Origin of the sequence: Streptomyces sp. NPDC006235, assembly GCF_040613735.1 — a bacterium.
Taxonomy (GTDB): Bacteria; Actinomycetota; Actinomycetes; order Streptomycetales; family Streptomycetaceae; genus Streptomyces.
In genome coordinates this window covers 390,233-403,985 of record NZ_JBEXSR010000003.1, presented here as the reverse complement: position 1 = coordinate 403,985, position 13,753 = coordinate 390,233, and the positions used below count along the sequence as shown (strand labels likewise).

Here is a 13,753-nt window from a genome sequence, read left to right as displayed (position 1 = left end):
AGCGAGGGGGCGGTCTCCGGTCCGGAGGCCGCCCCCTTCGCCGTGTGCCCCGTTGTGCCCTGCTAGGCCCTTCGTCTGCTTCCCCTGGCCGCCGTCCAGGCCCGGTCACCGAGACCGACGAGGATGACCGCCATCACCAGCTGGAAGACATGCCGCCACCAGTCGATGCCCGCTGTGGCGTCGACACCGGCCGCCCGGGCGATGGCGTTGCCGGCGATGGCGCCGATCATGCCCAGGATGACGGTCAGCCACAGGGGTACGTGCTGCTTGCCCGGAATGATCGCCTTGGCGAGCAGACCGAGTACCAGTCCCACGATGATCGCCCACAACCAGCCCATCGCTGCCTCCTCGTACGGCTCGACGTGAGCACTACGCCCAGTGTCGGCCCAGGTGCCCTACGCCGCATGCCGGGGATGGCCGTACGTATCACGGCTCACGCCGTTCGCCCCGGCTGGACCGGCCCCGGTCTCGTAGCCGACGCAGGCGCGGCGTAACGTGGAAGCTGCTCTGGGCAGGGTCCCCGACCGGCCGAGGGCGGTTACGGGGCGGGGAGATCCGATACGGGCGGATGGTGGAATGCGATGCGGAAGCAGCATGGCGGCGGACACGTCGAGGTGTTCCGGATCACCGGCGCCCGGGCCGGACTTCAGGAGGACGTCCGAGGGCGGCAGCGCCGGTACGTGATCTCGATGACGGTGCGCACGATCTCCGTGATCCTCGCGGCCACACTGTGGAACGTCGAACGGCACGTCGCCGTGGTGGCGTTGGTGCTCGGGCTGGTGCTGCCGTACATCGCGGTGGTGATCGCGAACGCCGGGCGTGAAAACGCGCCGTCTCTGCCGTCGACGTTCGTGGTGCCGCCGGTCCGGCCGATGATCGCGCCGCCGGGCACGCAGGACGGCCCCGCGGAATCCGGCGCGGAAGACGCCGTGTCCGGGACTGTGCCGGGCGCGCGGACCGAGCAGCAAGAGCGGTAGAGGCGCTCGGGGGCGATCACAAGTGGAAGTCATCTTCCCGCCAAGCTCAAGAAAAGCTCAGATCAATCATGCTGTTCAGGTGCCGGGCGCGGGGTTACCCGTGACATACTTCGTACGCGCTCCGCATCCCCCGTCGGAGCGACGGACCGACGCCGGGCAGCTCCCCCCGTGGCTGCTCGGCGTCGCCTTTTCTGTGTGCAGTGGTGAGACGAAGCTGTGAGTGACGAGACGCCCATCTGTTCCGCGAAGGGCTGCCGTGCGGCTGCCGTGTGGGTGCTGGCGTGGAACAACCCGAAGATCCATACGCCGGAGCGGCGCAAGACGTGGCTCGCGTGCGAGGAGCATCGCGAGCATCTGTCGCAGTTCCTCGGGGTGCGGGGGTTCTTGAAGGACGTCGTTCTTCTCGAGGAGTGGGAAGAGACCGACCGCTGAGGTCCCTCAGCCCCCGATCGCCGACATAGGCCGGTCCGGCTGCACGAAGGTCGGGTCGTCCAGGCCAGCTCCCGCCTTCTTGCCCCACATCGCCAGGCGCCAGATGCGGGCGATCTCCTCGTCCGGGGCGTCCGAGCGGAGGGCGGCGCGCAGGTCCGTCTCCTCCTGGGCGAACAGGCACGTGCGTATCTGTCCGTCGGCGGTGAGGCGGGTGCGGTCGCAGGCCGCGCAGAAGGGGCGGGTGACGGAGGCGATCACGCCGACGACATGCGGGCCGCCGTCGACCAGCCACCGCTCCGCCGGTGCCGAGCCGCGTGCCTCTTCGCCCTCGGGGGTCAGCTCGAAACGTGTGCGCAGGGAGGTCAGGATGTCCCCGGCGGTGATCATGCCGTCGCGCTTCCAGCCGTGCTGGGCGTCCAGGGGCATCTGCTCGATGAAGCGCAGCTCGTAGTCGTGCTCCACGGCCCAGGCGAGGAGGTCCGGGGCCTCGTCGTCGTTGAGGCCGGGCATCAGGACCGAGTTGACCTTGACCGGGGTCAGGCCGGCATCGCGCGCGGCGTGCAGGCCCTCGATGACGTCCTTGTGGCGGTCGCGGCGGGTGAGGGTCTTGAAGACGTCCGGGCGGAGCGTGTCGAGGGAGACGTTGACCCGGTCCAGGCCCGCCGCCTTCAGGGCCGCCGCCGTGCGCTTGAGGCCGATGCCGTTGGTCGTCAGCGACATCTGGGGGCGCGGCTCCAGGGCCGCGACGCGCTCGACGATGCCGACCAGGCCGGGGCGCAGCAGGGGCTCGCCGCCGGTGAAGCGGACCTCCTCGATACCGAGGGAGGTGACCGCGATGTCGATCAGGCGGACGATCTCGTCGTCCGTGAGCAGGTCCGGCTTGGCCAGCCACTGCAAGCCCTCCTCGGGCATGCAGTACGTGCAGCGCAGGTTGCAGCGGTCGGTCAGCGAGACCCTCAGGTCGGTGGCCACTCGGCCGTAGGTGTCGATGAGCACGTGGGCCCCCTCCCTCGACGCAGATCGTGCCCGGAGCACTTCTTCTCCGACACCTGAGAGCCTACGTGACACCACTGACATCACCACAGGCCCGATCCCACGACGCGGGACGCGGCCGCGTCGCAGGGACCTGGAGGTTCCTACGACGCGGCCGCGCGAGGGGGTTGGTGCTCAGTGGGCGCCGGTGCCGGTCAGGGACCGGACCTCCAGCTCGGCGAACTTCTTGACGTCGGGCTCTTCCTTGGACAGGACCGTGCCGAGCCAGCCCATGAGGAAGCCGAACGGGATGGAGATGATGCCCGGGTTCTTCAGCGGGAACCAGGCGAAGTCGGCCTCGGGGAACATCGCCTTGGGATCGCCGGAGACGACGGGCGAGAACAGCACCAGGCCGACGGCGACGATCAGACCGCCGTAGATCGACCACAGGGCGCCCTGGGTGGTGAACCGCTTCCAGAACAGGCTGTAGAGGATCGTCGGCAGGTTGGCGGAGGCCGCGACGGCGAAGGCGAGCGCGACCAGGCCGGCCACGTTCAGGTCGCGGGCGAGGGCGCCCAGGCCGATGGAGATGACGCCGATGAAGACGGTCGCCCAGCGGGCCGCGCGGACCTCCTCGGCGCCGGAGGCCTTCCCCTTGCGGATGACGTTGGCGTAGATGTCGTGCGCGAAGGACGACGACGAGGCCAGGGTGAGGCCGGCGACGACGGCGAGGATCGTCGCGAAGGCCACCGCCGAGATCGTGGCGAGCAGGATCGCGCCCCAGGTCGAGTCGACGCCGCCGAGGTGCAGGGCGAGCAGGGGTGCCGCCGTGTTGCCGGACGGGTTGGAGGCGATGATCTCCTCCTGCGAGATGAGCGCGGCGGCGCCGAAGCCGAGCGCGATCGTCATCAGGTAGAAGCCGCCGATGATGCCGATGGCCCAGTTCACGGACTTCCGGGCGGCCTTGGCGTCGGGCACCGTGTAGAAGCGGATCAGGATGTGCGGCAGGCCGGCGGTGCCGAGCACCAGGGCGATGCCGAGGGAGATGAAGTCCAGCTTGGAGGTGCCGGTCGCGCCGTACTGGAGGCCGGGCTCCAGGAAGGCCGCGCCCTTGCCGCTCTTCTCGGCGGCCGTGCCGAGCAGGTCGGAGATGTTGAAGTTGAACTTCAGCAGCACCAGGAAGGTGATCAGGATGGTGCCGCCGATGAGCAGCACGGCCTTGATCATCTGGACCCAGGTGGTGCCCTTCATGCCGCCGATGGAGACGTAGACGATCATCAGGACGCCGACGAGGGCGACGATGAGGATCTTGCCGGCGTCGGAGGTGATGCCGAGCAGCAGCGAGACGAGGACGCCCGCGCCGGCCATCTGGGCCAGCAGGTAGAAGATCGACACGACGATCGTCGACGTACCGGCGGCGGTGCGGACCGGGCGCTGGCGCATGCGGTACGCGAGCACGTCGCCCATGGTGTAGCGGCCGGAGTTGCGCAGCGGCTCGGCCACGAGGAGCAGGGCGACCAGCCAGGCGACCAGGAAACCGATGGAGTAGAGGAAACCGTCGTAGCCGAAGATGGCGATCGCGCCGGCGATGCCGAGGAACGACGCGGCCGACATGTAGTCGCCGGAGACGGCGAGGCCGTTCTGGAAGGCGCTGAACTGGCGCCCGCCCGCGTAGAAGTCGGCGGCGTCCTTGGTCTGGCGGCCCGCCCAGATGGTGATGCCGAGGGTGGCCAGGACGAACAGCGCGAACAGGGTGATGATCAGCGGGCGGTGCTCGCTGGCCTCGTTCGCGGCGAGAAGGGTCTGCTGTGCGGTGCTCATGCGCCGCCCTCCATCCGGGACTTGATGGCCTCGGCCTTGGGGTCGAGGTTCGCGGCGGCGTGCTTGGAGTACCACCAGGCGATGAGGAACGTGGTGACGAACTGGGCGACGCCGAAGACGAGGGCGACGTTGATGTTGCCGAACAGCTTGGTGCCCATGAAGCCGCCCGCGTAGTTCGACAGCAGGACGTACAGCAGGTACCAGGCGATGAAGGCGACGGTCAGCGGGAAGGCGAAGGAGCGGTAGGAGCGGCGCAGTTCACCGAACTCCGCGCTCTCCTGCACCTCGCTGAACTCCTCGGGTGAGGGGAGTTTGTGTTGTTCTTTCGAGGGGGGCGGTGCGTCGGTGGCCACGGAGAGTCTCCTCGCGATGACGGAAGCGGTTGTGAACAGGGACGGAGGCGAGTGTCCTCGCGCTCCTTGTCCAACGTCACGGCGGCACGCGAGAACCGGTTCAACCGCGCGGCGTTCTTTCCGAAGTCGTTTCGACAAAACGTTGCTGGCCAGCGAGAGCGCGGGATAGCTTCGCCCTGCACCACCTCGTCATGTACCTGCCCGAGCACCACCTGTGCCTCGGGCCGGTTTCGTTTCCGGAGGATGTGGAGACCCCATGTCTCACTTGCGTTCCAGACGTCGGCTCGCCCTCGCCGTGCCCGTCGTGCTGTCTCTGACGGCCTCGCTGGGCTTCCTGCCCGCCGCCGCGTCGGCGGCCCCGCAGGCGGAGTCGGTCACCCGGACGGCGGACGCGCCGACACTGGCGTACGTCGTCAACACCAAGGCGGACCGGCACACGATCGCGTCGGTGAAGAAGGCGATCGGGAAGGCCGGCGGCTCGGTCGTGGCGACGTACGAGCGGATCGGCGTGATCGTCGTCCACTCCTCGAACGCCGACTTCGCCAAGACCGTGCGCGAGGCCCGCGGGGTCCAGTCGGCGGGTGCCACGCGCACGACGCCCGTGACGGCCGCGGGGACCAAGGAGGAGGGCGCGGTCGAGTACCTGACGGCCGCTCAGGCCAAGCGCACCGAGGCCGCCTCGGCGAAGACGCCCGAGAGCGAGCCCCTCGAGGCCGACCAGTGGGACCTGCGCGCGATCGGCGCCGACAAGGCCGCGAAGATCAACCCGGGCAGCGGCAAGGTGACCGTCGCCGTGATCGACACCGGCGTGGACGACACCCACCCCGACATCGCCCCGAACTTCTCCGCGTCCCAGTCCGCCAACTGCGCGGGCGGCAAGCCCGACACCAGCGAGGGCGCCTGGCGGCCGTACACCCCGGAGGACTACCACGGCACGCACGTGGCCGGTGAGATCGCCGCCGCGCGCAACGGAATCGGTGTGGCCGGCGTCGCACCTGGTGTGAAGGTCTCCAGCATCAACGTGACCGACCGGGCGAACGGTCTGTTCTACCCGGAGAGCGTGGTGTGCGCCTTCGTGTTCGCCGCCGACCACGGCGTCGAGATCACGAACAACAGCTACTACGTCGATCCGTGGCTCTACAACTGCATGGACGACCCCGACCAGCGGGCCATCGTCGACGCGGTCAACCGGGCGCAGCTGTACGCGCAGAAGAAGGGCACGCTCAACGTCGCCGCCGCGGGCAACTCCAACCACGACCTGGACGCGGACGCGATCGTCGACGACTCCAGCCCGGACGACTCCACCCCCGTCGAGCGCACCATCGACCCGCACGAGTGCCTCGACGTGCCGAACCAGCTGCCGGGTGTGGTCACGGTGAGCTCGACGGGCGTCGACAGCGTCAAGTCGTACTTCTCGACGTACGGCGAGGGCGTCGTCGACGTCGCGGCGCCGGGCGGTGACCGGCGCTACCAGATACCCGACACGCCCTCGAAGGACGGCCGCATCCTGTCCACGTTGCCGAACGGCGCGTACGGCTTCCTGCAGGGCACCTCGATGGCCTCCCCGCACGCCTCCGGCGTCGCCGCGCTGCTGAAGTCCAAGCACCCGTGGGCGTCCCCGGCCCAGCTCCAGGCCCTGATGAAGGCCCAGGCCGACCGGACGGCCTGCCCCGAGTCGTACGACCAGGACGGTGACGGCACGCAGGACGCGGTGTGCGAGGGCGGCAAGCGCGTCAACGGCTTCTACGGGTACGGCATCGTCAACGCGCTGCGCGCCGTCAAGTGACGCGCGCTTCCCAGACCTTCCGCACAACCCGCTCGTACCGCGAACGAACTGGAGACACCATGACTGCGCCGCACGCGCGCTACCGCCGCGCCGTCGCGATCCCGGCCGGGATGGCCGTTGCCACGGCCCTCGCGTTCCTGCCGAACACCTCGGCCACGGCCGCCGACGAGGCGCCCGCGCCGGTCTCGGCCGACGCGACCTCCCTCAGCTACGTCGTCAACGTCAAGCCGGGCCACGGCACTTCGGCGTCCGTGAAGAAGGCCGTCGGCAAGGCCGGGGGCACGATCGTGACGTCGTACGACCAGATCGGCGTCATCGTCGTCCACTCCTCGAACCCCGACTTCGCCAAGAGCATCCGCAAGGTGCGCGGGGTGCAGTCGGCCGGTGCCACGCGCACCAAGCCGCTGCCGTCGGCGTCGACGGGTGACCTGGGCACGCCGAAGGCCCTGAGCGCGGCCGAGGTCGCCAGGGCCGAGGCCCCGGCCGGCCAGGACCCGCTGGAGCCGCAGCAGTGGGACCTGCCCGCCATCAAGGCGGACAAGGCGCACCAGAAGTCGCTGGGCAGCAGGAAGGTCACGGTCGCCGTGATCGACACCGGGGTCGACGACACCCACCCCGACATCGCGCCCAACTTCGACCGTGCGGCGTCGGTCAACTGTGTCTCGGGCAAGCCGGACACGTCCGACGGGGCCTGGCGGCCGGGCGCGGCGGAGAGCCCGCACGGGACGCACGTGGCGGGTGAGATCGCCGCCGCGAAGAACGGCGTCGGCATGACCGGTGTCGCGCCCGGGGTGAAGGTGTCCGGCATCAAGGTGTCCAACCCGGACGGCTTCTTCTACACGGAGGCCGTGGTGTGCGGCTTCGTGTGGGCGGCCGAGCACGGGGTCGACGTGACGAACAACAGCTATTACACCGACCCCTGGTACTTCAACTGCAAGAACGACCCCGACCAGAAGGCGCTGCTGGACGCGGTCGGCCGGGCCTCGCGGTACGCGGAGAAGAAGGGCGCGGTCAACGTCGCCGCGGCCGGCAACGAGAACTACGACCTGGCCTCCGACGAGATCACCGACCCGTCGTCCCCGAACGACTCCACGCCGGGCGACCGGGTCGTCGACCCCTCGAAGTGCCTCGACATCCCGACCCAGCTGCCGGGCGTCGTCACGGTCGCCTCGACGGGTGCGAAGGGCATCAAGTCGTCCTTCTCCAACTACGGTCTCGGCGTCGCCGACATAGCCGCCCCGGGCGGCGACTCGACCGCCTACCAGAAGCCGGACGCGCCGGCCACGAGCGGCCTCATCCTGGGCACGCTGCCGGGCGGCAAGTGGGGTTACATGGCCGGTACGTCGATGGCGTCCCCGCACATCGCGGGCGTCGCCGCGCTCATCAAGTCGACGCACCCGTACGCCTCTCCGGCCCTGGTGAAGGCCCTCCTGTACGCCGAGGCCGACGCCACGGCGTGCACGGACCCGTACGACATCGACGCCGACGGCAAGATCGACGCGGTGTGCGAGGGCTCGAAGAACCGCAACGGCTTCTACGGCTGGGGCATCGCGGACGCGCTGGACGCGGTGACCAAGTAGAGCTCGTGTGGAGGTAGTCCGGGCCGGGCGGGGGCACCCGCCCGGCCCGCATCCTGTCTGGGGCAGGATTCCTTGTCATGGACGTGTACGTGGATCCCTCGACCTGGACGGCTCGACCGGTCCGGCCGAGATGGGAGCTGGCCCTGCGGTTCGCCGGGAGCGTGGTGTGGTTTCCGGTGGTGTGTGTGCTGTGGGCGGCGGTGGTGGCCGCGTTTCTCGTCGTCGGCATGTTCGCCGAGGTGGTCACGGCGTTCAGCGACAAACTCGAACGGGGCTACCTCCGCGCCATGGATGTGATGGCGACCCGGGTCGCGCGCCTGGCCTCCTGGTGCGTGTCCTGGCCGGAGCTGCGCCACGAGGGCGACGCCGACTACTACAAGGCACGCGTGGACAAGGCGGTCGCGAAGCGGACCGCCCAGGCCTCGGCTCCGGTCGAGAAGAACAAGCCGCGGCCGCCAGTCGAGTGCGCGATACCGCTGCGGGCCTACCGGGGCGTCGGCGGATGGTACGTCGCCGAGGTCGCGCTCGCGCAGGGATGGGAGCTGCGGCCGACGGACGTGCGCAAGGAAGTCCGGTTGTGGTGGTCGGCCGCCTCGAAGGCCGCATGAGTTCGTTCCCGGGGATTTGCCCAGCCGTGTGAAGGCTGGTGAAGATCTCGGGGTGACCCTGACAAGACCCGTCGCCGTCCTTGTGCTGACGGCACTGGCCGCGCTGATCCCTCTGCTCGGGCCGTCCACCGCGCTGCACGGCACCGGGGAGGCCGCGGCGCCCGGCGCGGGTGGCACGGCCCTGCTGCGCACGGCGCTGTTCGCGGCCCTGTGCGTACCGCTCGGCGAACTGTTCGTGAACCGGCTGGCGCGTTCCGTGCCGGGTGCGTTCGTGAACGGGCCGGCGCGTTCCGTGCCGGGTGCGGAGGACGCCGCCGGCCGGCCGGTCGTGCCGCGGAGCTGGTCAGCGTTTGCGGCCGTCGCGGGCTTCGTCGCCGCCCTCGGGCTCGCCTCGGTCGTGGCGACGGGCTATCTCGTCCCCGACAGCCTGTCGGACATCGACGTCGGCGGGCTCTACGCGTCCCGGGACGGCAAGCTGGCCCTGCTGGAGGTCAACGCGTTCCTCGTGGCCGGGCTGTGTGCCGTCTCGAGCCGGCCGGCCACGCAGCTGTGGCCGCTGGGCGCCGTGGTCGTCGCCGAGGCCCTGCGGGCGCACCCCGCGACCGAGCACACCTCGCTGACCGGCTCCGGGCTGACGCTCCTCCACCTGACCTGTGCGGCACTGTGGACGGGCGGCCTGCTGCACGCGCTGCGGTCCCTGCGGCTGTGGCACGGCCGGTACGGCACACAGGCGGGCGCGGCCCTGCTGGGTCTCTACGCGCGCGTGGCAACCGTTCTGCTCGCCGTCATCACCGCGACGGGCGTGTGGAGTTCGCTGCGCCGGATGCCGCCGGAGACGGTCCTGGAGCAGCTGACGACGACGGCGTACGGGCGGACCCTGCTCGCCAAGGTGCTCCTCGTGGCCGCCGTCGTCGCCCTCGCCCTGTGGGCCCGGCGGCGGCTGCTCCGGGCGGCCGACCCGCTGACCGCCTGTGCGCCGGCGCGGGCGGAGGTGGTCGCGCTGGGCCTGGTGGTCGCCGTGTCCGGGCTGCTGACGGCCCTTCCGCTCCCGATCCGCTGGTGACCCCTCGGCCGCTGAGCCTCAGACGGCGCGCATCTCTCCGTACGTCGCGGCCGGTGCCCTGCGCGCGTTGAGTGCCCCGAGCGTGCCGCCGGCCAGCAGAGCCTGGGCGGCGACGTACGTGAGCATGATCCAGAAGTCCGGCGCGGGCGGCTGCGGCCAGTCGGCGACGCCGGTCGCGATCAGTGTGTCGGACAGCAGGAAGAGCGCGCCTCCGAGTCCGGTGAAGAGGCCGAGCCGGAGGGCCGCGCGGTACGCCATGGCCGTGAGCAGGAGGCTGTACCCGGCGACGGGCAGGCGCAGGTCCGCGGGCAGGTCCGGCCACAGCAGCGCGACGGTCGTGACGAGGGCGGTGGCGTAGCCCAGGGCCAGGAGGGCCGCACGCGCGCGTGGGACCGCGTACCGGCTGCCGTGCCGTGCGAAGAGGACGAGGTAGCAGACGTGGCCCGCCGCGAAGCAGCCCATGCCGGCGAGGAAGGCCGGCTCGGCGTCGGACAGCAGCAGCACGTCCCCGCCCCAGCCGAACAGCAGGGCGGCCACGAGGGGCCGGGGCGCCCGGCGCAGGACGGCCCAGAGCGCCAGGAGCGGCATCAGCAGCGGCTTGGCGACGGCGTGCCCGGCGTCGAAGCCGGCCGCGAGTGAGGCGAGGTCGACGACGACGGCGAGACCGAAGGCGCCGAGGAAGAGCCGGGAGTGGCTCACGCCGACGCGCTCTCGGTGGTCGTACGGGTTGTGGACACCGGCGCCGCGGCCGGCGCGGGCCCCCACCCCGGCCCCCGGAACACGCGCCCCGCGCGCTCACGCCAGTCGCGCGCCGCCTTCAAGTCCTTCGCGATGGACACGTACTCGTGCGTCGCCACCTTCAGCGGGTTGTACGTGTCGATGTTCTTGGTCAGTCCGTACACGGGCCGCACGGTCTCGGCGACGAAGGACCCGAACAGCCGGTCCCAGACGATGAGGATGCCGCCGAAGTTGCGGTCGAGGTAACCGCCCTGGGAGGCGTGGTGGACCCGGTGGTGCGACGGGGTGTTGAACACGAACTCGAACCAGCGGGGCATCTTGTCGATCCGCTCGGTGTGGATCCAGAACTGGTAGACGAGGTTCGCGGAGGAGCAGAACGCCAGCGCGGCCGGGTGGACTCCGGCGGCGATGAGGGGGACGTAGAACGGCCACACCGTCAGGGACGTCCAGGGCTGGCGCAGCGCGGTGGTGAGGTTGAACTTCCGGCTGGAGTGGTGGACGACGTGGCAGGCCCACAGGATGCGGATGACGTGGTGGCCGCGGTGGGACCAGTAGTAGAAGAAGTCCTGCGCGAGCAGCATCAGCGGGACGGTCCACCACAGGACGGGCACGCGCAGGGGCGTGAGTTCGTAGAGGGCCGTGTAGACGGCGACGATCGGGATCTTCCAGACGAAGTCGAAGACGAGACTGCCGAGCCCCATGCCGACGCTCGTCGCGGCGTCCTTCGCCTCGTAGCCCGCAGCGTCCTCGTCGGGGTGGAGGCGGTAGCTGACCACCTCGACCACGGTGAGCAGCACAAATGCGGGTATCGACCACAGCACGACATCGGGCAGGTTCGGCATGCCTGAACCGTAGGGCGGCCGTCCCGTCCCGGCCAGACGTTGTTACCGACAAGTATTACCGACGGTACGCGCTTGCTTCTTGGCGATCTCCACCAAACGATGCGGCACGAAGGCTCCTGAGCCTCGGTCAGACGTACGCCTCACGAACGGACAGACCGGACAAGGCGCCTGAGGGGGTATCGGAAGGGCGGAGCGCGCGCACCTGGCGGACGGCGGTGTCAGTCGCGGCCCGTATCCTCAGTGACCATGCTGGAAGACCTGACGACCGCAGCGTTCTCTCCCACGGCGTGGCCGGCCGCGTATCCCAAGGGGTACGCGGTCGTTGACGTGGAGACCACGGGCCTCGCCCGGGACGACCGCATCATCTCGGCGGCCGTCTACCGGCTGGACGCGCGCGGCGAGGTCGAGGACCACTGGTACACGACGGTCAACCCGGAGCGCGACCCCGGCCCCGTGTGGATCCACGGACTGACGAGCGAGGCGCTCGAGGGCGCGCCCCTCTTCCAGGACATCGCCGAGGAGTTCACGGCCCGGCTCGAGGGGCGGGTGCTCGTCGCGCACAACGCCGTCTTCGACTGGCAGATGATCGCCCGGGAGTACGCGCGCGCGAAGTGCGAGGCGCCGGTGCGGCAGCGGCTGTGCACCATCGCGCTCTCCAAGGAACTGGGGCTTCCGCTGCCCAACCACAAGCTGGAGTCGCTCGCCGCGCACTTCGGCGTCGTCCAGCGGCAGGCGCACCACGCGCTGGACGACGCGCGCGTGCTGGCGGAGGCGTTCCGCCCCAGCCTCAGGGCCGCGGCGGCGAGCGGCGTACGGCTGCCGCTGCACGAGTGCCGGCCGCTGACGGAGTGGTCGGACCGCCCCGCCACGCCCCGCATCGGACAGCAGGCCGGACCGCGCGGCTACGGCGGCTACCGCCAGAGCAGTTGGCGCCCCTCCCGGAAGCGCCCGGCCTGCCCCTACCCCAACCCGGGGCGCTACGAGACGGGCGGGCGGCTCAAGCAGGGCATGCGGGTCGCCTTCTCCGGCGACACCTCGACCGAGCGGGAGCTGCTGGAGGACCGGGCGACCGAGGCCGGGCTGCATGTGGCCACCAGCCTGTCCCGGCTGACCAGCCTGCTCGTCACGAACGATCCGGACTCGGGCTCGTCCAAGGTGGTCAAGGCCCGGCAGTTCGGCACGCCGATCGTGGACGAGGCGGCGTTCGGGCAACTCCTCGCGGATGTGGAGCCGGCGGCGGAGGGGTGACCGTACGACAGGCGGGACCGTACGGGAGGGGGGACCGTACGAAGAGGCGACCGTACGGACGGGTGATTGGCGGGCGACTCGCCCGGCGGCCACTCGCCCCGGCCGGGGCGACGGCTCACCCTGTGGCGCATGGCGACCTGTGAGGTATGTGGCAATCAGTACGGAATGACCTTCGAGGTGCACGCACAGGGGGCGGTGCACGTCTTCGACTGCTTCGCCTGCGCGATCCACCGCATGGCCCCCATCTGCGAGCACTGCCGGGTCCAGATCATCGGCCAGGGCGTCGAGGTCGAGGGCCACTGGTTCTGCGGAGCCCACTGCGCCCGCGCGGAGGGAAAGGTGGGAATTGTCGACAAGGTCTGAACCCGTACCCGCCTGAATGCACCCCACGACCGAGTTGTACGGTCGTGGGGTGTACCGCTTCCTGATGTCCCGGCAGTGGGTGATCCTGACGCTGATCGCCCTGCTTCTCATCCCCACGATGATCAGGCTGGGCATCTGGCAGATGCATCGCTACGAGGAGCGCACCGCCCGGAACCAGCTGGTCACCGACGCGCTGGCGGCCGAGCCGGTGCCCGTGGAGAAGCTCACCGCGCCCGGGCACACCGTCACCAGCACCGAGCGGTACCGGACCGTGACCGCGAAGGGCCGCTTCGACACGGAGGACGAGGTCGTCGTCCGCCGCCGCACCAACTCCGACGACGAGGTCGGCTACCACGTGCTGACGCCGTTCGTCCTCGACGACGGCAAGGTCCTGCTGGTCAACCGAGGCTGGATCCCCTCGGACGGCCCGAGCCAGACCACGTTCCCGAAGGTCCCCGCCCCGCCGGACGGCGAGGTGACCGTCGAGGGGCGGCTGATGCCGAGTGAGACGACCGCGGCCAGCGGGATCAAGGACCTCAAGGGCCTGCCGGACCGGCAGATCATGCTGATCAACAGCGAGCAGGAGGCCCGGCGCCTGGACGCGCAGGTGCTCGGCGGCTACATCGCGCAGACGGCGCCCGAGCCCAAGGGCGACGTCCCCGAGCTGCTCGGCGACCCCGGCAAGGAGGACGCGGCGCTGAACTACGCGTACGCCATCCAGTGGTGGTTGTTCTCCGCCGCCGTCCCGGTCGGCTGGGTGGTCCTGGCCCGCCGCGAGGCCCGCGACCGGGCGCAGGCGGCAGGCCGGGAAGCCGACGCGAGTGAGACGGAGCCGGCGGCGGTGTGACCTCCGCCGGCCTCCCCCGGCCGCGTCAGCAGCAGCGACCCTGCCGGCACTCCTCCCGGTGCGACCGGTTCAGTACCTCCGTCAGTTCCCGCACGTACCAGCGCACCGCCCGTGCCCAGCGCA

15 protein-coding genes are annotated in these 13,753 nt (G+C 70.5%); 9 read left to right on the top strand and 6 right to left on the bottom strand.

The genetic code is table 11. From position 1 onward, the window contains the following. Positions 1–62: 62 nt before the first annotated feature. On the bottom strand, positions 63–338 hold the full coding sequence (locus ABZ192_RS05960; protein WP_150480061.1) for a GlsB/YeaQ/YmgE family stress response membrane protein: 276 nt from the start codon (positions 336–338) through the stop codon (positions 63–65). Positions 339–581: 243 nt separating this feature from the next. Here ABZ192_RS05960 and ABZ192_RS05955 point away from each other — a divergent pair, with 243 nt between their 5' ends. Both ABZ192_RS05955 and ABZ192_RS05950 read left to right on the top strand, forming a co-directional pair. Beyond that, positions 582–977 carry a DUF3099 domain-containing protein gene (locus ABZ192_RS05955; RefSeq protein ID WP_356923291.1) on the top strand — a complete coding sequence of 132 codons (396 nt, stop codon included), beginning with the start codon at positions 582–584 and terminating at the stop codon, positions 975–977. Positions 978–1,193: 216 nt separating this feature from the next. Continuing rightward, a complete protein-coding gene (locus ABZ192_RS05950; RefSeq protein WP_356923290.1) occupies positions 1,194–1,409 on the top strand; it encodes a hypothetical protein in 216 nt (71 codons plus the stop codon). 6 nt (positions 1,410–1,415) lie between these two features. Here the strand turns inward: ABZ192_RS05950 and moaA are convergent, their stop codons facing one another. The 3 genes from moaA to ABZ192_RS05935 form a co-directional block, all read right to left on the bottom strand. Next, positions 1,416–2,405 (bottom strand): GTP 3',8-cyclase MoaA, encoded by a 990-nt coding sequence (moaA, locus tag ABZ192_RS05945; RefSeq protein ID WP_356923289.1) that lies wholly within the window; start codon positions 2,403–2,405, stop codon positions 1,416–1,418. Positions 2,406–2,576: 171 nt separating this feature from the next. Beyond that, positions 2,577–4,202, bottom strand: coding sequence for a cation acetate symporter (locus ABZ192_RS05940; protein WP_356923288.1), 1,626 nt, complete (start codon positions 4,200–4,202; stop codon positions 2,577–2,579). Then, positions 4,199–4,555 carry a DUF485 domain-containing protein gene (locus ABZ192_RS05935; RefSeq protein ID WP_020274125.1) on the bottom strand — a complete coding sequence of 119 codons (357 nt, stop codon included), beginning with the start codon at positions 4,553–4,555 and terminating at the stop codon, positions 4,199–4,201. The genes ABZ192_RS05940 and ABZ192_RS05935 overlap by 4 nt, the downstream gene beginning before the upstream one ends. Before the next feature lie 256 nt (positions 4,556–4,811). Between ABZ192_RS05935 and ABZ192_RS05930 the strand changes: the two genes are divergently transcribed. The 4 genes from ABZ192_RS05930 to ABZ192_RS05915 all read left to right on the top strand — a co-directional run bounded on the left by ABZ192_RS05930 (position 4,812) and on the right by ABZ192_RS05915 (position 9,592). After that, positions 4,812–6,341: a S8 family serine peptidase gene (locus ABZ192_RS05930; RefSeq protein WP_356923287.1), complete on the top strand. Its 1,530-nt coding sequence runs from the start codon at positions 4,812–4,814 to the stop codon at positions 6,339–6,341. A gap of 59 nt (positions 6,342–6,400) precedes the next feature. Then, positions 6,401–7,921, top strand: coding sequence for a S8 family serine peptidase (locus ABZ192_RS05925; RefSeq protein ID WP_356923286.1), 1,521 nt, complete (start codon positions 6,401–6,403; stop codon positions 7,919–7,921). Positions 7,922–7,998: 77 nt separating this feature from the next. Then, positions 7,999–8,529, top strand: coding sequence for a hypothetical protein (locus ABZ192_RS05920; RefSeq protein WP_356923285.1), 531 nt, complete (start codon positions 7,999–8,001; stop codon positions 8,527–8,529). 52 nt (positions 8,530–8,581) lie between these two features. Beyond that, a complete protein-coding gene (locus tag ABZ192_RS05915; RefSeq protein ID WP_356923284.1) occupies positions 8,582–9,592 on the top strand; it encodes a CopD family protein in 1,011 nt (336 codons plus the stop codon). 18 nt (positions 9,593–9,610) lie between these two features. Here ABZ192_RS05915 and ABZ192_RS05910 read toward each other — a convergent pair whose 3' ends face one another. After that, complete coding sequence (locus tag ABZ192_RS05910) at positions 9,611–10,291, bottom strand: lysoplasmalogenase (protein WP_356923283.1); 681 nt, start codon at positions 10,289–10,291, stop codon at positions 9,611–9,613. After that, a complete protein-coding gene (locus ABZ192_RS05905) occupies positions 10,288–11,172 on the bottom strand; it encodes a sterol desaturase family protein (protein WP_356923282.1) in 885 nt (294 codons plus the stop codon). Before ABZ192_RS05905 ends, ABZ192_RS05910 begins: the two co-directional genes overlap by 4 nt. 246 nt (positions 11,173–11,418) lie before the next feature. On the opposite strand from ABZ192_RS05905, the gene ABZ192_RS05900 reads away from it, so the two are divergent. From ABZ192_RS05900 to ABZ192_RS05890, 3 genes are all read left to right on the top strand, one after another. Next, positions 11,419–12,420 carry a DEDDh family exonuclease gene (locus ABZ192_RS05900; RefSeq protein WP_356923281.1) on the top strand — a complete coding sequence of 334 codons (1,002 nt, stop codon included), beginning with the start codon at positions 11,419–11,421 and terminating at the stop codon, positions 12,418–12,420. 129 nt (positions 12,421–12,549) lie between these two features. Further along, a complete protein-coding gene (locus ABZ192_RS05895) occupies positions 12,550–12,783 on the top strand; it encodes a hypothetical protein (protein WP_082319948.1) in 234 nt (77 codons plus the stop codon). A gap of 49 nt (positions 12,784–12,832) precedes the next feature. Then, entirely contained in the window at positions 12,833–13,630 is a 798-nt protein-coding gene (locus ABZ192_RS05890; RefSeq protein WP_356923280.1) for an SURF1 family protein, read from the top strand. The last annotated feature ends 123 nt before the right edge of the window (positions 13,631–13,753 follow it).